The sequence below is a fragment of the Nocardia inohanensis NBRC 100128 genome (assembly GCF_001612945.1).
GTDB lineage: Bacteria > Actinomycetota > Actinomycetes > Mycobacteriales > Mycobacteriaceae > Nocardia > Nocardia inohanensis.
In genome coordinates, this window is the sequence record NZ_BDBK01000023.1 from 1 (window position 1) to 20247 (window position 20247).

Sequence of the window (20247 nt, forward strand, 5' to 3'; positions counted from 1 at the left end):
CCCGAACACCCCCTGAAACCACGTTCCTGGGAATTTCCGGTGTCCTTGCTGTGAGCCCGTCGCATTCACGCCCACCCCGGCGATGAACATCACATACACCTGGTCACTGGACCATCACATCGGTAGCATGGCCCGGATTGTCTGGGCCTGCCCTCCGGCATCTCGACGCCTCGGCGGGACCCCCCACCGGTGTGTCGTATGCAAGCCGAAGACGCGCGGGCCCACCGGTTTTCGAATTACAGGGAGCTGAACACCATGCCGGAGACGGCTGAAGCCGCCGCCGCCACCGCACTGGTCGGTCGGCACTTTCGAGTACGCGATCACTACGCCGTCGGCCGCGAGAAGATCCGCGAGTTCGCGCGGGCCGTACGCAACGACCACCCGGCCCACCACCACGAGACCGACGCGCAGAAACTGGGCTACGACCGGCTGCTCGCCTCGCCGACCTTCGCCTCGGTGATCGGCGCCGCCACCACCCGCTCGCTGATCGGCACCGTGCTCACCGAGTACGACGTCGCGCAGACGCTGCACACCGATCAGGTCTTCGAGTACCACCGGCCGGTGCTGGCCGAGGACAAGCTCGCGGTGGATGTGGCCGTGGAGAGCATCCGCTCGTACGGCGGCAACGACTTCATCACCGTCAAGGTCACCATGGCCGATGAGCAGGCGCTGCCGGTGCTGGTCGCGACCACCACCCTCGTCGCCCGCAAGGGCGGGGAGATCGATCCTGCGACCGTGGAGACGGTGGCGGGCGTGGTCATGCACGGGCATGTCGACTCCGGCGATACCGATATGACCAATCCGACCGGGCTGATCCTGCTCGCGCCGGAGGAGGTCGCCGAACTCGCCGCGCCCGCCCCGGCCCCGCCGGTGCACACCACGCCGAAGGCCGAAACGTTGACCGCGGGCACCGAGCTACCCGCCGCCAAGGTGCCCGTCACCCGCGGCGATCTGGTGAACTACGCGGGCGTGTCCGGCGACCCGAACCCCATCCACTTCAGCGATGCCGCCGCCAAACTGGTCGGGCTGCCCACCGTCGTCGCGCACGGCATGCTCACCATGGGCCTGACCGCCGACTACCTGGTGAATTGGCTGGGCGATCCAGCCGCGCTGGGCAAGTTCAGCGTCCGGTTCTCCGGTTACGTCGCCGTCGAGCCCACCGCGCCGACCATTGTCGAATTCACCGGCAAGGTGAAGTCGGTGGATGCCGAAAACGGTTCGGCCACCATCGTTCTCGGAGCGACCTCGGAGGGCAAGAAGCTGTTCGGTCGCGCCATCGCCGAGGTCCGCCTCTCCTGAAATACGAACGGCCTCACCGCGATCGATTCCAGACGAAGGTCGCGGTGGCGCCGTCGGGCAGCGTGTAGGCGAACTGCCGCCCGGCTTCGGTGACCGTGAAGGTATGTGCGGCACCGTCATTGGCGGTCACCACGAGTGCCCGGCTGCCGTCCGTGTTCTCGAAGGCCACGCCCTCCAGACCGCAGGTGTATCCGGCGAGGGGCGTGGTCACGCAGGCACTGGGCGTCACCGTCCCGAGCCGCCGGGCGCCCGGGCGGATGAATTCGCTGAAATGCGCCAGCGCCCAGAAATCCGAAGTCTTGGTGTAGGTTCCGCGCTCGGTGTCGACGGTGATCGGCGCGATGCATTCCTGTCCCTGGAACGGCGGCACCATGCCCCGGCAGCCATTGCCCATCTTCGGCCCGCCGTGCTCATCCAGCACCGCGTTCCACAGCTGCACGCCGTTCGCGCCCGCGCGCAACGACCTGATCATCATCTGTTGCGGATCGACATTGCTGAGCTTGCTGGAGCATTCGGTGACCAGCTGCTCCTTGTCCGGATACGCCCGGCTCTGCACCTCGATGCTGGACGAATCGGTCAGGTAGCAGTGGTAGGCCAGCCCGTCGACCTGATCACCGGCGATCGCCATCATGGGCGGGATGTAGAGCTCGGACCGCTGGAAGCCGTCGTCGTAACCCATCAACCGGGGTGCGAGTCCGGCTCGTTCCAGCGCCGGGACGACATGGTCGCGAATCAGCACGCCCTGCTCCACCGGGTCCATGAAGCTCTCCGGAATCCCGGCGACCAGGGCCAGCGGTGTGGTCGGCTCGTTCTGGATGCCGAGGCGATCGACCTCGATGCCGGCGTCGCGGTACTCGCGCAGATACCGCACCAGGTACTCGGCGTACACGTCGTAGTACTCGGGCTTCAGACGCCCGAACGGGCCGGTCGTGGTGACCAGGGCATCGTCGGTCTTCATCCAGGCAGGCGGCGTCCACGGGTTCGCCATCACGGCCATATCCGGATTCGATTGCAGCGCTTCACGAATCGCGGGCACCAGGTATCGCCGGTCCCGATCGATGGAGAACCCCGCGAGCGACGGATCACTGCCACCCGGCGGCTGATCGTCGAGGCTGGCGGGCTCCCCGACCACATAGTCGGTGGCGCCGATGGGAATTCGCAGGAACGACAACCCGATACCGCCGTCGCCGGCGAACAGCGATCGCAGTACCTCCGCGCGCAGTTCCGGAGACAGCTTGTCCCGCAGCAGATATGCCGAGGTCTCGGTCATCGCCACCCCGAACCCGGCGGTAATGGTCTGGCCGAGCGCACCGGGATCCACCTCGATGCGCTCACCGGTCCCCGCCTCGCCCGCGCCGAAGACCAGATCGGACCGATGCTCCAGGGTGGCGCCCAGATCCCGGGTGGTCAGATACACCTCGACCCCGGGTTCGGCCGCCGTGCTCACCGGCGCCGCCTGCAATGTGGCGGCGACCAGCAACCCGACCGCCCCGGCCAGCCGGCGCCGTGACGCGCCCGATTTCCTTGATGACATGACCAACTCGCCTCCGCGCTCCGCCGTCCGAGTGCGACGGCGGCGCTAGCCTACCGAGTGGATGGTCGGTCAGTTCACGGAATCGGCTAGTTCATCTCGGCGTGCATGAGGTAGACGTTGTAGTCGTTCCAGGTGGACATGGTGAAGTACAGGTCACGGCCGGTCGACCACGGGTGGATGAAACCGCCGTACAGCTCCGGGAATTGGAGGGCGCTCACCATCGGCGCGCTCGCCGACCACACGCCCTGCGGCGAATCCGATTCGCGCACGACGATGGAGGCCTTGGTGGTGTCCAGGTAGGCCATCTGCCAGACCTTGCGGTCGGCGTCGTAGCGGACGGAGAGTTCGGCCGCCGGGGCCTCGGCGATCTCGCTGACGTGCACGAAGCCGTTCACCGCCGGCACCCAGGAGCCGTCCCGCCAGTACTGGTAGGCGGTGGTGTTGAGGATCTGATCCTTGGGCACCCGCGCCAAACCGACCGCGCCCAAACGGGTATTGGCGGTGCCGAACATGTAGACGTACTCGCCCTGCGGGACCATCGACGCGACCTGGAAATTGGAGACGCCGAAGATGTTCTCCCACTTGGCGTGCGGGTCCTTGGTCCAGTGGTCACCGCCGTCGTCGGAGTACGCGATGCCGCCGTAGTTGGTGTACCAGGTGCCCGGAATGCTGTTCCAGGTGCGAATCGACATGTAGCTCATGTACTGCCGGTCGCCGAGCGCGAACCCGGAGGTCGGAATCGTGGTGATCTCGACATTGTCCAGCTTTTTGCTGGGCAGCAATTCCACGGCGTGGCAACGGGAATCGGTCACCATCCGGTCGATGGTGATGCCGTCGCTCAACTCCCGGTCGGTGCTGAAGGCCAGGAAATTGGAGCGCCAGTCGTCACCCATGCCGCCCGGCGGATGGAAGTTGGCGCCGACGGTGTCGCCGAAGGCCATGGCGATCTCCCCGGGCTTGCTCTCCCACATGATGCCCAGATCGGTGCCCTGCACCTGCCAGCGCTTGTCGGTGCGGTTGATGGAGTTCGCCCCGGTCAGCTTGGCGACCTCACGCACCTGGGAGATCTGCGGCAGGGCCCGGGCGGGCGTCTGCGCGGCCGTCTCGACGGCCGGGGTGGCCGGCTCCGGGCCGGGCGGCACCGGATCGGGACTGGGGTTGGGGAAGGCGAAATAGAACGGCTGCGGGCGCAGATTGAGCCGCGGCAGGCCGAGCTGCTCGAACACGCTCGGGGCGGGCGCCGGGCCGTCGGTGAGGTCCGGGCACGGATTCACGCACGGGTCGGCAGGCAGTTCCATCTTCACCCGGTTGGTGACCGCCTTGGCCGGACCCGGATCGACGGTCACGGCCGGATACGAGATCGGCACCTCGAGGTTCTTGGGGATGACCGATTCGTGCACCGGCGCCGGATCGCTCTGGCACGGCCCGATCCCCGGAACACCCTGCGCCGCACCGGATTCACCGGTCTCCGCGCGTACCGTCGACGGGTGCGCCGAGACCAGCGCGCCGGTGGTGAAGACCACCGCTCCCACGACAGCCAGCAGCCGCTTGGCCAATGGCCCAACCTCTCGCTATTCGGTCACATCGGACACATCCGGAGCGAGACCCTACCCGTTCGGTCAGTGCAACGCCTGGAAGATCAATACCGTGGTGCCGATTCGAATCTCGTTGCCGTCGGCCAGCACCGCGGCGCTCTCGATCGGCTCCTCGTTGATGTAGATGCCGTTGGCCGAATGCAGATCCTTGATCAGCAGGCCGGCGCGGCTCGGAATGATCTGCGCGTGATAGCGACTCGCCTTGGGATCGTCGAGCACCAGATCGTTGTCGGTCATCCGGCCGATCTTCATGCCCTGGGTGCCGATCGGCGCGATCCGGCCGTCGGGTAGGCGCAATTGCCCGGCCCGCACCGCGCGCGGCATCTCGGTCACCGTCTCGGTCATGGCCTTGGCGATGCGATCCACCTCGGCCATCTGACCGGTCTGCAACGGCTCCTGCCGGAACACCTTCTGCTCCAGGGCAACCAGCGCCGGACCCGGATCGATGCCCAGCTCCTCGGAGAGCACCGCGCGCACCCGCCGACAGGCTTCGAGCGCATCGGCCTGCCGCCCGGACAGGTACAGCGCGGTGATCAGCTGCACCCATAGCGGCTCGCGCAGCGGATGCGCGTTGGTCATCGACACCAGCTCGCCCACCACCGAAGATGCCCGCCCACAGGCGATCTCCGCGTCGATGCGGGCCGAGGCGACCAGTAGCCGCTCCTCGTCCATGGCGGTGGCGAAGCTCTCCGCGAACGACAGGCCGGACAGATCGTCCAGCGCGCGACCGGTCCACTCCGCCAAGGCATCCGCGAACAGGCGCGCGGCGGCGGGATGGTTATTGGCGTTCACCGCCTCCTGCCCGGATCGGCGAATGTTCTCGAACCGGCCCAGATCGCAGTCGGCGTCGTCGATTTCCAGCCGGTACCCGGAGGATTCGGTGCGCAGCACGGCCGCCGAATCGACGCCCGCATTGCGCAGCGTCTTACGGATATTGGAGACGAACACTTGCAGGCTCGCCTGATACGAGTCCGGCGGTTCGTCGTTCCAGACGATGTCCGCCAGTGCCTGCGACGACACCGCGCGCCGCCGGTTCACGGTCAGCGCGGCCAGCAACGCGCGCGGTTTCGGGCCGCCGACCGTAACCGGACGGCCGTCGACCAGCAGTTGCACAGGTCCCAGGACCCGCACATCGAGAGTCATGCCCCGCACCTCGAAAGTCACCGAAACGAGCACGCCGCGACGACCTTTCGACCGCCGCGGCAGACTCGCCGCTCACGCGCGAGGTTTTCCCCGCTCGGAGTTACCTTACTTGGCGCTGATCGAGCGTCCCGCCGACTTCAGGTCGTTGCAGGCTTCGACGACGCGCGCGGCCATCGAGGTCTCGGCCTTCTTGAGGTAGGAACGCGGGTCGTAGACCTTCTTGTTGCCGACCTCGCCGTCGATCTTCAGCACGCCGTCGTAGTTGCCGAACATGTGGCCGGCGACCGGGCGGGTGAAGGCGTACTGGGTGTCGGTGTCGACGTTCATCTTGACGACGCCGAACCGCAGCGAGTCCTCGATCTCGGACTTCAGCGAGCCGGAGCCACCGTGGAAGACGAAGTCGAACGGCTGCGCGTCCGAGCCCAGGCCCAGCTTGGCGGCCGCGACGCGCTGGCCCTCGGCGAGCACCTCCGGCTTCAGCTTCACATTGCCCGGCTTGTAGACGCCGTGCACGTTGCCGAAGGTGGCGGCCAGCAGGTACTTGCCGTTCTCGCCCGCGCCCAGCGCGTCGATGGTCTTCTCGAAGTCCTCGGGCGAGGTGTAGAGCTTGTCGTTGATGGCGTTCTCGACGCCGTCCTCTTCACCGCCGACGACGCCGATCTCGACCTCGAGGATGATGTTCGCGGCGTGGGCCTGCTTGAGCAGTTCCTTCGCGATCTCGAGGTTCTCGTCGATCGGGATCGCGGAGCCGTCCCACATGTGCGACTGGAACAGCGGGTGCTGACCGTTCTTCACGCGCTCGGCCGAGATGGCGAGCAGCGGGCGCACGAAGGTGTCGAGCTTGTCCTTCGGGCAGTGATCGGTGTGCAGCGCGATAGTCACGTCGTAGCGGGCCGCAACGACATTCGCGAACTCGGCCAGCGCCACCGCGCCGGTGACCATGTCCTTCACGCCGAGGCCGGAACCGAATTCGGCGCCACCGGTGGAGAACTGGATGATGCCGTCGCTGCCCGCGTCCGCGAAACCCTTGATGGCCGCGTTGATCGTCTCCGACGAGGTGACGTTGATGGCGGGGTACGCGAAGGAGTTCTCCTTGGCCCGAGCAATCATCTCGGCGTAGATCTCCGGAGTCGCGATGGGCACAATGACCTCCGATGGTGTGTGCTGGCTACAACAAATTCTGTCAGCCACACCATAGGCGAGGCCCCCTTTTGCCGGGCAAATGCCCTCACATACCCCACAACTTTGTGAGCTTGCTTCGACGTTCGGTGTGACGTCGGTTTCACCGGTAGGGTGGTGGCCGTGACCTTGCTGGCCGTATCCGATGCCGTGACGACCACCCTGTCGATGCCCAAGATTCTCGACCCCATGTATCTGCTTCAGGAGACATGGTTGAAGAACGCGGTGCTTCCGGCGATCTTGGCGATCGTCTTCATCGAGACCGGTCTGCTCTTCCCGATCCTGCCGGGCGACTCGCTGCTGTTCACTGGCGGTCTGCTGAGCGCCCAGGAGAACCCGGTCGTCTCCATCTGGGTACTGCTACCGGCGGTCATCCTGGTGGCGTTCCTCGGCGACCAGTCCGGATATTGGATCGGCCGGGCCATCGGGCCCGCGCTGTTCAACAAGGAGGACACCCGCTTCTTCAAGAAGCGCTACGTCACCGAAACCCACGAATTCTTCGAGAAGCACGGGCCGAAGACCATTATTCTGGCCCGCTTCGTACCCATCGTGCGCACCTTCATGCCGGTGCTGGCCGGGGTGTCGAAGATGGACTACCGCAAGTTCGTCACCTTCGACATCGTCGGCGCGGTGCTGTGGGGCGGCGGCGTCACCGTGCTCGGCTACTTCCTGGGCAATGTGGAGTTCATCCGCAAGAACGTCGAAGCCATCTTCCTGCTCATCGTCTTCGTCTCGGTGCTGCCCGGCATCATCCACGTGGCCAAGAACCTGCTCAGCCGCGGCAAGCAGCAAGACCCCGAGTTCGTCTCCGCGACGAACGAGCCGAACCGCTGAGCCCACGGTGTCCAGCACCCCGCTAAACCTCGCACTGGGCAGCTTCGGGCCGCTCGAGACAGCCGGGCCGGTGCTCGTCTGGACGGTCGTACTGACCTTCGTCTTCCTGGAATGCGCCTTCGTCATCGGGCTGTTCCTGCCGGGCGACTCCATGCTCATCACCGCCGGAGTGGTGCTCGCCTCGCAGCTCAACGGCGAAGCGCACGTCTGGGCGCTGGCGGTGGGCACCATGATCGCGGCCGTCGCCGGTAACCAGGTGGGTTATGTGGTCGGGCAGCGCACCGGGCATCACATAGTCGCGCGCAAGAACGGCAAATACGTCAATACCCGGAATCTGGCGCGGGTTTCGGAGCTGCTGCACCGGCACGGGTTCCTGGCGGTACTGGTCGCCCGGTGGATTCCGTGGGTGCGCACGCTGTGCCCGCTGGTCGCGGGCGCGGCGGGGATGGACCATCGCAAATACACCATCGCCTCCACCATCGGCGCGATCATCTGGGCGCCGGTATTGCTGCTGATCGGGTATTACGCGGGCAGTTTCATCGAGAACATCTCGTGGCTGATGCCCGCGGTGATCGGCACGCTGGTGGTCGGATTGATCCTCGGCACGCTGGTCGGGGTGCGGCAGTACCGGCTGGAGATGTCGCGTCCCGCCGAGGATTTCGACCTCGACGACGAGCCCGCCACGGTGCCGATCCCGCAGGTGCGGCGCAGCGCCTAGAGCCCGGCGGCGGTGACCGTGTGCGCGGCCTCCATCAGCATCCAGCCGGAAAGCTGAACCGACAGATCGCGTTCCGGGCTGCGCGAGCCGGTCACCGAACCCCCCTCGAGCGCGCCCGCTCCGGCCAGGCCGGGTAGTCGGGCGGGAAGTTTCCAGTTCGGGCCGAACAGCGGATCACCCTCCACCTCGAGGCGGTTGTTCCAGGCGGCGGTGGCCGAATCACGGACGATGGTGGCGGCGGTGCGGCGGGCCTGAACCTGCGCGTCGTCCTCGCCCGGCAGCATGACCGCGGCCAGCGCCAGGTAGCGGATGAGGATGCCGTTGAACAGGCCGCCGTCGCCGCCGCTCTCGCCCGTCACCACGCCCCCCGCGACGAAGTGCTCGTTGACGGCGGCGACCAGGCGCACCGCGCGGTCCACATGCCGGGGTTCGCCGGTGTGCACGGCCAATTCGGTCTCCAGGCCGAGCGTGACGCCCTGGCAGTACGAGTAGAGGGGGCGTTCGAGTTCGCCGGAGGGCAGGTGGATTCCGTCGAAGATGAGACCGGTTTCCTTGTCGCGCAGGGTGTCATCGATCCAGTCGGCGATCCGGGTGGCGAGCGGGTAGCGGCCGAGGCGTGCGAAGACGATGCCGGTGGGACCGTTGGCAGGGGCATTGAAGAAGTCCGACTGCTTACGCCACGGCACCGCACCGTATTCGGGGACGAATCCCGCGGTGAGTTCCTGCTCCAGCGCCAGCAGGCCGCCGCGCACCTCGGTCACGCCCTGGGTGCGTTCGGCACGTTCCAAAGCGATTGCCAGCCAGGCCATATCGTCGTAGTAGTTGTTGGTCCAGCCGCTGAGATTGCGAATTCGCATGGCCTGGGCCACCGCCCACAGGCGGCGCTGGCGGGCCGGGGTGGGGGCACGATTGGCGGCATCCACCGCGACGTCGACGAGATGCGCCTGCCACCAGTAATGCCAGAAGGCGAAGCCGCGTTCCCGCTTGGTCGCGGGCCAGCCGACCACGCCCAGCTGGGTTCCCGGAATCCCCCACAACGTCCGGAGGTGGCGGGATACGATGGCCGACTCCGCCAGGTCGGCGCGCTCAGACCACAGCGCAGCACTCGGCTCGATATTGCGCCCGGTCCGCGAAGTCATAGGACATATGGTGCCAGTCGGACGGTCGGATTCGTGGCTGATTTGTTACCTCACCATGCGGTGGTGAGGTCGGCGTGCTGCCGAACCCACGCGTGCATGGCGATTCCAGCCGCCACACCTGCGTTGATGCTGCGGGTGGAGCCGAATTGGGCGATGGAAACGGTCAGCACCGCAGCCTGTTTCGCCGCGTCGGTGACGCCCGGGCCCTCCTGGCCGAAGAGCAACAGGCAATTGCGCGGCAGCCGTGCGGTTTCCAGTGGCACCGAACCGGGGACGTTGTCGACGGCCACGACCGTCAGGTCGTGTTCGATCGCGTAGCGCAGCAGTTCATCGGTATCGGCGTGATGCTCGATGTGCTGATAGCGGTCGGTCACCATGGCCCCCCGGCGATTCCACCGCTTGCGCCCCACGATGTGCACCGCCGCCGCCGCGAACGCGTTCGCCGTGCGCACCACGGTGCCGATATTCGCGTCGTGCCCGAAGTTCTCGATCGCCACGTGGAACGGATGCCGCCGCCGGTCGATATCGGCGACGATCGCCTCCCGCGTCCAATAGCGGTAGGCATCCACCACATTGCGGCGATCCCCGTGCTCCAGCAGCTCCGGATCCAGCCGCGCGTCCGCCGGCGGTTCGGTCCCGAACTCGTCGCGCCACGGCCCCACCCCGTGCGGATGCTCACCCCACTCGGTAGGGCCGGGGGTCAGCGATTCATCGGATGCCGGGGCGGAACTCACCCGGCCATGTTAGTGGCGTCGGTTCGGCCCACCGGCACGACCACCAGCGCGAAGATCGCGACCGGAGGCCGATCGGCACGAGTCATAGGCCATCCGCATGATGCCCAGGGGTGTGGGTAGCCACACCCGGGATTCGCGGGGCTGCCCCATCGTGCGCGCGACGTACGGTGAAGACGATGGGAGACATGACCGAACCGGCGGAAAACCCCAGCCCCGCGGCCGACCGACCCACCCTGGACCTCGCGAAATCGCCGGGTCCGGGCGACAACCCGACCCTCGCGCTCGATCCCGCGCTGCGATCCGAGCAGCAGCCGACCCTCGCCCTCGGATACGGGACGCCGCCGGGCGGGCAACCGGCGGCGGCCGTACCCGCGCCGACACTGATGCTCGAGGACGCGCTGCCGGACGACGGCGCCGCGTTCGAATCCTGGACCGCGCCCGCCGTTCCCGCGGCGGGCGATCCGGGCGTCGCCGGGACCACCACCTCGCCCGGGGCGGTCGCGATGGCGGTGCTGACCGCACCGTTCCGGGCGCGGACCTGGAAGGAATTCGCCTATCTGGTGAGCACATTCGTGCTGGGCGGGATCGCGGCGGCGTATCTGTTCCTGGGCTGGGGCGGCGGGTTGTATCTGTCGATCTTCCTGGTCGGTATTCCCGTGGTGGCGCTGGTGCTGCTCGGCGGGCGGATCTGGGGGTCGGTATATCGGGCCCTCGGCCGGACGCTGCTGGGGGTCGATGTGGCCGCGCCGCCGGAGTTCCGGTCGACGGGGCTGTGGGGGTTCTTCAAGGCCGCGTTCACCGATCGGACGAGTTGGCGGGCGCTGGTGTTTCTCGGCGCGCAGATGATCGTCGGGCTGGTCGTGGGCTACGGGGTGCTGATCGTCATGCTGATCGCGGCGTTCGTGGCATTGTCGCCGGTGCTGTGGGCGTTCGATCAGCCGGTGCAGTTGGACGAGAACGGGCTCGAGCATCAGGCGCTGGGGCAGTTCGGGACCATCTACATCGATACCTGGCCGAAGGTGATCGGGTTCGCGCTCATCGGCTGGGCAGTGCTCTGGGTGATGCCGTGGGTGGTCCGGGTGGTGTGCCTGGTGCAGCGCTGGCTGACCGCCGTGCTGCTCGGACCGACCGCCCGGGATCGCCGGATCGTCGAATTGCAGGAGAGCCGGCGGGCGGCGGTCGATGATTCCACCGCCACGCTGCGGCGGCTGGAGCGCGATCTGCACGATGGCACGCAGGCGCGGCTGGTGACCATCGCCATGGCGCTCGGGCGCGCGGAGGAGCGGCTGGCCGCCGGGGGTGACGCCCGGGACCTCATCGCCGATGCGCGGGCCAGTTCCAAGGAGGCGCTGACCGAATTGCGGGAGCTGGTGCGCGGAATCCATCCGCCCGCACTGGAACTCGGGCTGGCACCGGCTTTGGAGACGCTGGCCGCGCGGTGTTCGATCCCGGTGGAGCTGCGGGTGCTGCTGCCGGCCCGGCCGAGCCCCGCGATCGAGGCGATCGCGTACTTCTCGGTGGCCGAGCTGCTCACGAACGTGGTGAAACATGCTGGTGCGAATCGGATTTGGGTGGCGGTGCTGCCGATCGGAGGTAATGCGATGGCGGTGACCGTGCGGGACAACGGGCAGGGCGGTGCGCTGCAACCCGTCGACGCGCCGCGGGAAGCCGTTGTGGCGGGCGGTCTTTCGGGTTTGGCGGCGCGGGCGCGGTCGGTGGACGGCACCCTCACCGTGGAGAGCCCGATCGGCGGGCCGACGCTGGTCACCATGACGCTGCCGATCGCGGGACCGCGATGACCGCGCCGCTGCGGGTGGTCATCGCCGAGGACAACGCGATCCTGCGCGACGGCCTGACCGCGCTGCTCACCGAACGCGGCCACGAGGTGGTGGCCACCGTGGGCGATGCCGCCGGGCTGTCCGAAGTGGTGGGAGCGCAGCGGCCGGATGTGGCGGTGGTGGATGTGCGGATGCCGCCGACCTTCACCGACGAAGGGCTGCTGGCGGCGCTGGCGCTGCGGCGCAGCCATCCGGAGACCGGGGTGCTGGTGTTCTCGCAGTGGATCGAAACCCGTTATGCCACCGAACTGCTCGCCTCCGGTGCGGGCGGCGTCGGCTACCTGCTCAAGGACCGGGTGGCCGATGTCGGCGACTTCGTGGACGCGCTGCACCGCGTCGCTACCGGCGGCACCGCACTCGACCCGGAGGTGGTGAGCCAGTTGATGGGCGCTTCCCGGCAACAGGATGCCCTGGCGCGCCTCACCCCGCGCGAACGCGAGGTGCTCGAGGCGATGGCCCAGGGCCTGTCCAATTCCGCTATCGCGCAAGCCCTCACGGTGAGCGAACGCGCGGTGGAGAAGCACATCGGCAACATCTTCACCAAACTGGACCTGCCGCCGTCGGACGCCCATCATCGGCGGGTCCTCGCCGTTCTGCGGTTGAAGAGTTGAAACGTCGCTGCGCGGTTGCCGGGCGTGGAAGACTGGGCGCATGCGTAGGTCCAGCTCCGCGGAGGCACTGAAATCGATTGCGTCCTGGCCTGATCACCTATTGACGCTGGCCGAATGGTCCCAGCTACCGACCGACAACCGCATCTGCCGGGAGTTGGTGGACGGGGTGCTGGTGGTGGCGCCGCAGCCGCCGCGGCATCAATTGGCGGTGTGGCGGCTGGCGGCGCAGCTGGAGCCGGCGCTGCCGCGGCGGGTGGCGGCGCTGGCCCGGGTGGAGTTGGTGATCGACGAGGGCACGCCGCCGACGGTGCGCACCCCGGATCTGCTGGTGGTCGGGGGTACGGCGGGCGCCACCCATCCATCGCGGGTGTGGCCCTCGGATGTGTTGGCGGCCATCGAGATCGTGGCGCCGAGCTCGCGGCGGACCGATCGGATCATGAAGCTGGTCGAGTACGCGGCGGTCGGTATTCAGCGGTATTGGCTGATCGACCCCGACGATCCGGTTCGCATCACCACGCACGAGCTGTGCGAGGACTTCTACGAAGTGACCGGTGTGCAGAGTGGGCACGCCCGGCTCGAATTGGCCGGAATGGAACTCGATCTCGATCTCGATGCGCTCACGGCACTGCGCATTCCGGACTAAACTGGAGTTCCGTAAGCCGTGGTGGAGGTTGTCATGGACCACCGGCGCATGCTCAATACGATTCTCGGCGTCACCGCCGCATACCTGATCGCCCTCGGGCTCTGGCTGGGGTTCGTCGTTCGCCACAGTCCACCCGGCACGGTGCCCTATCAATGCATCGCCCTGGTCGGGATGTTCGGAAGCTTCCTCGGAATCGGGATGCTGCTGGCGCAGCGGCCCTCGCGGGCCGATCGGAAACTGTTGCGGCACGGACTCGAGGGGTGGGCCAATATCGAAGGCGTCCATCCGCTGACCCCGACCGACCACTACACCGAGCTGACCGAATTGGACCTGGAGCTGGTCGTTCCCGGCTCGGAGACCTACCACGGCAGTGTCGTCTTCGACGTCGAACCGGTCGCCCGCCCGAAAATCGGTGTGGGCAAGACAATTTCGATTCGCGTTGACCCCGCGGACCGCCACCGCATCATGATTTGCCTCTGATCCGCTCCGGAAAACCTCGTGCCCGCCGCGCTCTGCGCGGCGGGCACACCCGGGGCAAGGGGAGGAACTGCCCGTTTCGTCCGGTGCGGGCCGTAGCATCACAGCTCATGAGCACCGCCGATGTGACACCCGACGAACGCAAGGAAGCGCCGCTGCTGCTCGATACCGAGCCGCCGCGGACCCTGAGCTTCAGCGATCAATCGGCATTCTGGCTGAACCTGGGTGTCAGCCTGCTCGGATTCAGCGGCGCGGTGGCCGTGCTGACGCCGGTCGGGCATCCGCCGCTGTCGATCGCGGCGGCGTTGCTGGCCACGGCGATCGGCACCGTCATCGGCATTCTGATGGTCGCCGGAGCCGGGGCCGTCGGCGCGCGCACCGGCGCACCCGCGATGGCCGTGCTGCGCGGGCTCTTCGGCACCAAACTGTCCTACCTGCCGACCGCCGCCAATATCGTGCAGTGCATCGGCTGGGGCGTCTTCGAGCTGACCGTCATCGCGCTGGGCGTTTCCGCGCTCACCGACGGCAAGGTGCCGCACGCGCTGGTGATCGTGGCGGCCGGCCTGCTCTCCACCGTGATGGCCATCTGGCCGCTGCGGGTGTTGCACATCCTGCGCAAGTACGTGACGGTGGCCGTCGGCATCGCCCTGGTGTATTTCACGATTCAGCTACTGCGCCAACCGGTTCCGGAGCTGCCGGACACCAGCTGGAGCGGGTTCTTCCCGGCCGTGGACAGCGCGCTGGCCGTCTCGGTGTCGTTCGTGCCGCTGGCCGCCGACTACACCCGGCATTCGCGTTCGGTGAAATCCGCGGCGGGGGCCACCGTGCTCGGCTATTCGGTGGGTCAGGGCTGGTGCTACCTGCTCGGCATCATCGCCATCCTGCAAGCGGGCGGCCATGCGGACAAGATCTTCGACACGTTCCTGGGCGTGACGGCCGGCTGGGCGTTCTTCGCGGTGCTGGTGCTGCGCGAGGCCGATCAGTCCTTCGCCAATATCTATTCGACCGCCATGTCCATCCAGAATCTGCTGCCGCGGGTGGATCGCCGGCTGCTGGCCGGGCTGGTCGGCGTGGCGGTGACGCTGCTGGCGCTGCCGGTGCACGACTTCAGCTCCTACGCCAACTTCCTGTACCTGATCGGTTCGGTGTTCGTGCCGTTGAGCGCGGTGCTGATCGTGGACTACTTCCTGGGGCGCGGGCGCGGCGGCTGGGACCTGGAGCAGAACTCCCCCGCCCGGCCGATCATGTTGCTGCCGTGGGTGATCGGGTTCGTGGTGTACCAGCTGTGCAATCCGGGATCGATCGGCTGGTGGGCCGAGTTCTGGGTGCAGGCGCAGGACGCCATCGGATTCCATCCGAGCTGGTGGACCTCGGCCTCGCTGTTCGCCTTCCTGTCGGCGGCCCTGGTCACCGCGATCCCGGTGGCGATTCAGCGCCGGGAAGCCTGACCGGATGACCGACGGCCGCGTCTACGGCATGGGGCACGACCCGCTGGTCGAACCCGATTGGCCGCCACTGACTTCCAGTGAGGTCGATGCGGTGGCCGGGGTCGGCGCGGTCATCGAATGGCGCAGCCCGCGGCCGCTGTCGGCGACGGCGCGGGTGCGGCTGCCGGACGGGCGGGCGGTCATCGTGAAACGGCTGCCCCGGAGCCTGCGGGACGCGGCGGCGCTGGCTGAGGAACACCGGTTCATGCGCCACCTGCGCGAGCGCGGAATACCCATCCCCGCCGTACTGCGCACCGTCGAATCCGGCGAATTCGCCTACGAGGTACAGGAATTCGGCGACGGCGAGGACCGCTACGCGGGCGTGTTCTCCTGGTCGCCGTACCTCTCGCTCGATGATGCGGCGGCGGCCGGACAGCTGCTGGCCCGGCTGCATCTGGCATCGGGTGGCTACGACGCTCGCGCTCGGCCCGCCCGGCCGCTGCTCGGTGGATTCACGCTCTTCGCCGCGGCGAATCCGATTGCGGCGCTGGAGCAGCGCGCCGCCGAGCGCCCGGCGCTGGGCACGTTCCTGGCGCAGCGTGACTGGCGCACCGACTTCGCCGGCCTCCTGCTGCCGGTGCACGCACGGCTGTATCCACTACTCGCGGACCTGAAACCGCTGTGGACGCACAATGATTGGCACGGCACCAATCTGCTCTGGCGGGGTGACGATGTCTCAGCCGTCATAGATTTCGGGCTCTGCGACCGCACCACCGCCGTGCACGACCTCGCCATCGCGATCGAACGCTGTGCGGTGGACTGGATTTCGATCCGCGACGGCGGTCCCGCCGCTGTCCGAACGGATCAGGTACGCGCATTGATCGAAGGGTACGAGCGGCTGCGCCCGCTCACCGAACCGGAACGTCGCGCGCTCCCCGCACTCCTCCCCCTGGTCCACGCCGAATACGAACTCTCCGAAATCGACTACTTCCTGAGTGTCGTCCCGGGCGGTAACCAGAAGAATGCTGAAATCGCGTACACCGATTACCTTCTCGGCCACACCACCTGGTGGACCCGAGCCCCGGAAGCCCGCGAACTGCTGCAAACACTGATCTGACACGCCCATATTTCACTGATTGAATCGGGATTCACCCACCCGGCGATAACCTTGCCAAGAATTAGCCATCGGCCAATTCACGTTTGACTCCGCGAAATCACCCTGATGGAGGAATGCGTTGGCAAGACATCCGAAGTTCAAGCCCGCCCGGACCGCCATAGCCCTGGCCGCGATCCTCGCGATCGCCGCGACGGCGGCGTGTTCGTCGAACTCCTCTGACTCCTCGTCATCCGGCAGCTCCTCGACCCCGCCGAGCGGCGACCTCGAGGCCGCCGTGAACGCCTACGTCTACACCTATCCCCTGGTGTCGGTGGAGCTCACCCGGCGCATGATGACCAATGTGGCTGCCCCGGACCCGGCCAAGGGCATGGCGCCGCTGAATCAGTTGGCGCCCATGGCTTTCCTGCCCGACGCGAGCTTCGAAGCGGTGGTGCGGCCGAACGTCGACACCCTCTACACCTCGATGCTCTTCGACGTCGCCGCCGAACCGCTGGTGGTCACCGTGCCAGCCATGGGCGATCGCTATCACCTGTTCCCGGTGCTCGACATGTGGACGAACGTCGACGCCGCCCCGGGTTCCCGCACCATTCCGGAGGCGGGCAAGGGCTACGAATTCGCGATCGTCGGCCCCAACTGGCAGGGCACGCTGCCCACCGGCGTCCACGAGTATCGGCTGCCGACCGACGCCGGCTGGATGATCGGGCGCGTCTCCGTCGACGGCTCCGACGATGTGCCCAATGTGATTGCGCTCCAGGAGAAGACGACCGCCGTCCCGCTCAGCTCGTACGGCAAGCCCGACACCGCCCCGCAGCACGGCGACATCCATCCGGACTGGCCGGCCAAGCAGCCGGTCGCCGACTACCTGCACAATCTGACCGCACAGCAGTACTGGGATCTGTACTACTCGAGCCTGTCGCACACCCAGACCCGGCCCGAGGACAAGGCGCTGCTGGAGCAGTTGGCGAAGGCCGGATGGAGTCCGGACAAGAAGCTGGATCTGTCGCAGCTGCCGAGCGCCGACAGCGCCCGGTGGGAGCAGGCGTGGCCGAAGGCGTTGAGCCGCATCGAAACCCGGCCGCACGAGGAGCCGGTGAACGGCTGGCAGACGGTGCGCAAGAACATCGGCGACTACGGCACCGATTACAGCACCCGCGCCATCATCGCCTTCCTCGGGCTGGGCGCGAACCTGCCGCAGGACGCCATCTACCCGGTCACCAGCGTCGATCAGCAGAACGCGCGGTTGAATTCGGACCGGAACTACGTGCTGCATTTCGACGCCGGCCGGATCCCGCCGGTGCACGGCTTCTGGTCGGTCACCATGTACGACCCGAAGGGATACTTCGTCGCGAATCCGATCAACCGGTTCGCGGTGCGCGGCGACCGGCTGACGAAGAACGCCGACGGGTCCATCGACATCTGGATTCAGCGCGAGAACCCGGGGCAGGACAGGGAAGCCAATTGGCTGCCCGCGCCCGCCTCGGGTGATTTCAACCTGACGATGCGCACCTACTGGCCCGATCAGAAGATCGTGGACGGCGAATGGAACCCCACCGCCGTCGAGATCACCGGCTGAGTCAGCGGTGTGCCCGCGGATCGGCCAAAAGATATTGGGCCGCAGCGTAAGTACCCAGGATGACGCCCTCGCTGACGCGCCGGGATTTCTCGCTGCGAGCGAAGATCCGGCGCAGCACGATGAGGCCGTCGGAGAGGGTGAACAGCGTTGCGCCCAGGCCGAGCCGCGAGCGTGGATCCCGGCCCGGGATATTCAGCCCCGCAATGTTTTTCGCGCCGGGGGCCAATCCCGGGTCGGAGGCCAGCGTGGCCGCCGTACCCAGGGTGGCGCCGTAGGCGGTCAACGGTGCGGCGACGGTCGGAGCCCGCAGCCGCAGCAGCGCACCGGCACCCAGCCACGCCGCCAGCCGCGGCACCGCCACCCGGGTGCGCGGACGACCGCCACGCCGGAACCACAACCACGAGTATCCGGTCTGCATGACCGCGAAAGATGTTGCGCCCGCGACCAATCGGCGATCGTTGTCCGGCTCGATGAGCAGTACGTCGCCGACCGTGGCGGCGGCCAGCGCACCGAGCAGCACGCCGCGATCGACCGGATCGAGCTCCTTGCCGTTGACGACCACATCCGCCGCCAGCAGCGGCATCAGCAAAGGCTTCGCGGCCCACTGCAAGCTGTCGCGGCCGGTGACGGCGCCGAACACCGTCACCGCCGCCGCGCCGGCGAAGGCGGCGCGGAACGGGCGGGCCATCAGAAGGAGGGTTCGGCCGGAGCCGGGGGCAGCACGGCGATCTGACCGGCGTAGGACAGGCCCGCGCCGAAGCCGAGCAGCAGCGCCAGCTGTCCGCCCTTGGCCTTGCCGGTCACCAGCATCTCCTCGATGGCGAGCGGGATCGACGCGGCCGAGGTGTTGCCGGTGTTCTCGATGTCATTGGCCATCGGGATGTCGTCGGCGAGCCCGAGGTTCTTCTTCATGAGCTCGTTGATGCGGGCATTGGCCTGGTGCGGAATGAAGATCTCGATGTCTTCCTTGGCCACGCCGGCCTTCTCGATCACGCCGGAGAGCGCCCGCGGCAGGGTGACGGCGGCCCAGCGGAAGACCTTGGGGCCCTCCATATGCAGCGACATCCGGCCCACCGGCTCGACGGCCGGGTCGGTGCCCTGGAGCGCCTGCGCCTTGCGCATGTACTCCAGGAAATCGACGTCCTGGGCGATGGCCTCGGCGTTCTCGCCGTCGGACCCCCATACCGTCGGGGAGATGCCGTTTTCCTCGCTCGGCCCGACCACCACCGCGCCCGCACCGTCACCGAAGATCATGGCGGTGCCGCGGTCGGTCGGATCCAGGCCCACGGTCATCGTCTCGGCGCCGATGACCAGGATGTACTCGGCCGAACCGGAGCGGATCATGTCGGCCGCCACGCCCAGCCCGTACCCGAAACCACCGCAGCCGGAGGTCAGGTCGAAGGCCGGGATGCCGTTCATCCCCAGATCGGCGGCGATGGTCGGGGCGCCGTGCGGGGTCAGCTTGAGCCAGCTGGAGGTGCACAGGATGAGCGCGCCGATCTTCGACCGGTCGATGCCGGTGTTGTTCAGCGCGCGATCACCCGCGGCGACGGCCATGGTGCGCAGGGTCTCGTCACCGCTGATCCAGCGCCGGTTGTGGATGCCGGTGCGGTCGAAGATCCACTCCGGGGTGGAATCCAGTTGTTCACACACCTCGGCATTGCTGACCAGGCGCTGGGGCCGGTAAGCGCCGATGCCGAGCATCGCAACATTCTGATTGCCCTGATTGATTGCAATGCTCACCACAGGTGACTCACACGACCCTTCACCATCGAAGAATATGACCACCTCAGGCTAACTCAGGCGACCAGTTCAGCCCACAGCCGGATTGCGTTCAGCCCAGCGCCAGATCTTTGAGGCTCAGGATCGAGCGATACTCGAGTCCCTCGGCCGCGATGATGTCGTCGGCGCCCGTCTCGCGATCCACCACCGTCGCCACGCCCACCACGATCGCGCCGGCATCGCGCAGCGCCCGCACCGCGGTCAGCGGCGAGTTGCCGGTGGTCGTGGTGTCCTCGACCACGAGCACGCGCTTGCCCACCACATCCGGGCCCTCGATCTGGCGCTGCATGCCGTGCGACTTGGCGGCCTTGCGCACCACGAAGGCGTTGATCGGACGGCCCGGGGCGTGCATGACCGCCGCCGCGACCGGGTCCGCGCCCATGGTGAGCCCGCCGACCGATTCGAAGTCCCAGTCCGCGACCAATTCACGGAGCAGCTTGCCGATCAGCGGCGCGGCCTCGTGGTGCAGGGTGGCGCGGCGCAGATCCACGTAGTAGTCGGCTTCCTTGCCCGAGGACAAGGTGACCTTGCCGTGCACGACGGCGAGGTCGCGTACCAGCTCGGCGAGTCTGTCCCGGTCGGTCGTCGTTACCTGCATTGCTGT

19 protein-coding genes are annotated in these 20247 nt (G+C 67.4%); 10 read left to right on the forward strand and 9 right to left on the reverse strand.

Features of this window, described 5'->3' with window-relative positions; genetic code table 11:
* The first annotated feature begins 255 nt into the window (after positions 1–255).
* A complete protein-coding gene (locus tag NI1_RS36560; RefSeq protein ID WP_067830962.1) occupies positions 256–1299 on the forward strand; it encodes a fused (3R)-hydroxyacyl-ACP dehydratase subunits HadA/HadB in 1044 nt (347 codons plus the stop codon).
* A 13-nt stretch (positions 1300–1312) separates the two neighbouring features.
* Here NI1_RS36560 and NI1_RS36565 read toward each other — a convergent pair whose 3' ends face one another.
* The 4 genes from NI1_RS36565 to fbaA all read right to left on the reverse strand — a co-directional run bounded on the left by NI1_RS36565 (position 1313) and on the right by fbaA (position 6714).
* Positions 1313–2833 (reverse strand): glycoside hydrolase family 30 protein, encoded by a 1521-nt coding sequence (locus NI1_RS36565; RefSeq protein ID WP_084524262.1) that lies wholly within the window; start codon positions 2831–2833, stop codon positions 1313–1315.
* 86 nt (positions 2834–2919) lie between these two features.
* The gene (locus NI1_RS36570; protein ID WP_067830967.1) at positions 2920–4389 is read right to left on the reverse strand and encodes a glycoside hydrolase family 183 protein; all 1470 of its coding nucleotides are present in this window, start codon (positions 4387–4389) and stop codon (positions 2920–2922) included.
* A gap of 63 nt (positions 4390–4452) precedes the next feature.
* Complete coding sequence (locus NI1_RS36575) at positions 4453–5571, reverse strand: BTAD domain-containing putative transcriptional regulator (RefSeq protein WP_067831066.1); 1119 nt, start codon at positions 5569–5571, stop codon at positions 4453–4455.
* A 105-nt stretch (positions 5572–5676) separates the two neighbouring features.
* A complete protein-coding gene (gene fbaA / locus NI1_RS36580) occupies positions 5677–6714 on the reverse strand; it encodes a class II fructose-bisphosphate aldolase (RefSeq protein WP_067830970.1) in 1038 nt (345 codons plus the stop codon).
* A gap of 204 nt (positions 6715–6918) precedes the next feature.
* Between fbaA and NI1_RS36585 the strand changes: the two genes are divergently transcribed.
* Together NI1_RS36585 and NI1_RS36590 are read left to right on the forward strand one after the other, a co-directional pair.
* Positions 6919–7584, forward strand: coding sequence for a DedA family protein (locus tag NI1_RS36585; protein ID WP_067831069.1), 666 nt, complete (start codon positions 6919–6921; stop codon positions 7582–7584).
* A gap of 7 nt (positions 7585–7591) precedes the next feature.
* Positions 7592–8302, forward strand: coding sequence for a DedA family protein (locus NI1_RS36590; RefSeq protein ID WP_245663590.1), 711 nt, complete (start codon positions 7592–7594; stop codon positions 8300–8302).
* On the opposite strand, the gene NI1_RS36595 is transcribed toward NI1_RS36590, so the two are convergent.
* Both NI1_RS36595 and NI1_RS36600 read right to left on the reverse strand, forming a co-directional pair.
* Positions 8299–9441: a glycoside hydrolase family 76 protein gene (locus tag NI1_RS36595; RefSeq protein WP_067830972.1), complete on the reverse strand. Its 1143-nt coding sequence runs from the start codon at positions 9439–9441 to the stop codon at positions 8299–8301. The genes NI1_RS36590 and NI1_RS36595 overlap by 4 nt on opposite strands.
* 50 nt (positions 9442–9491) lie before the next feature.
* Positions 9492–10175, reverse strand: coding sequence for a TrmH family RNA methyltransferase (locus tag NI1_RS36600; protein ID WP_067830974.1), 684 nt, complete (start codon positions 10173–10175; stop codon positions 9492–9494).
* Positions 10176–10351: 176 nt separating this feature from the next.
* Here NI1_RS36600 and NI1_RS36605 point away from each other — a divergent pair, with 176 nt between their 5' ends.
* From NI1_RS36605 to NI1_RS36635, 7 genes are all read left to right on the forward strand, one after another.
* Positions 10352–11974: a sensor histidine kinase gene (locus NI1_RS36605; protein WP_245663591.1), complete on the forward strand. Its 1623-nt coding sequence runs from the start codon at positions 10352–10354 to the stop codon at positions 11972–11974.
* Entirely contained in the window at positions 11971–12624 is a 654-nt protein-coding gene (locus NI1_RS36610) for a response regulator transcription factor (RefSeq protein ID WP_067830977.1), read from the forward strand. The genes NI1_RS36605 and NI1_RS36610 overlap by 4 nt, the downstream gene beginning before the upstream one ends.
* A gap of 40 nt (positions 12625–12664) precedes the next feature.
* On the forward strand, positions 12665–13267 hold the full coding sequence (locus tag NI1_RS36615) for a Uma2 family endonuclease (protein WP_067830979.1): 603 nt from the start codon (positions 12665–12667) through the stop codon (positions 13265–13267).
* Positions 13268–13300: 33 nt separating this feature from the next.
* A complete protein-coding gene (locus NI1_RS36620) occupies positions 13301–13747 on the forward strand; it encodes a hypothetical protein (RefSeq protein ID WP_067830982.1) in 447 nt (148 codons plus the stop codon).
* Positions 13748–13854: 107 nt separating this feature from the next.
* Entirely contained in the window at positions 13855–15192 is a 1338-nt protein-coding gene (locus NI1_RS36625) for a purine-cytosine permease family protein (RefSeq protein ID WP_067830985.1), read from the forward strand.
* Between the two features lie 4 nt (positions 15193–15196).
* A complete protein-coding gene (locus tag NI1_RS36630) occupies positions 15197–16288 on the forward strand; it encodes a phosphotransferase enzyme family protein (protein WP_067830988.1) in 1092 nt (363 codons plus the stop codon).
* Positions 16289–16406: 118 nt separating this feature from the next.
* Complete coding sequence (locus NI1_RS36635) at positions 16407–17861, forward strand: DUF1254 domain-containing protein (protein ID WP_084524263.1); 1455 nt, start codon at positions 16407–16409, stop codon at positions 17859–17861.
* A 1-nt stretch (position 17862) separates the two neighbouring features.
* Here NI1_RS36635 and NI1_RS36640 read toward each other — a convergent pair whose 3' ends face one another.
* From NI1_RS36640 to pyrE, 3 genes are all read right to left on the reverse strand, one after another.
* Positions 17863–18549 carry a lysoplasmalogenase gene (locus NI1_RS36640; protein WP_067830991.1) on the reverse strand — a complete coding sequence of 229 codons (687 nt, stop codon included), beginning with the start codon at positions 18547–18549 and terminating at the stop codon, positions 17863–17865.
* Entirely contained in the window at positions 18549–19607 is a 1059-nt protein-coding gene (locus NI1_RS36645) for a beta-ketoacyl-ACP synthase 3 (protein ID WP_067830993.1), read from the reverse strand. The genes NI1_RS36640 and NI1_RS36645 overlap by 1 nt, the downstream gene beginning before the upstream one ends.
* A gap of 88 nt (positions 19608–19695) precedes the next feature.
* Positions 19696–20241, reverse strand: a complete 546-nt coding sequence (gene pyrE / locus NI1_RS36650; RefSeq protein ID WP_067830996.1) for an orotate phosphoribosyltransferase — start codon at positions 20239–20241, stop codon at positions 19696–19698.
* Between the last annotated feature and the right edge of the window lie 6 nt (positions 20242–20247).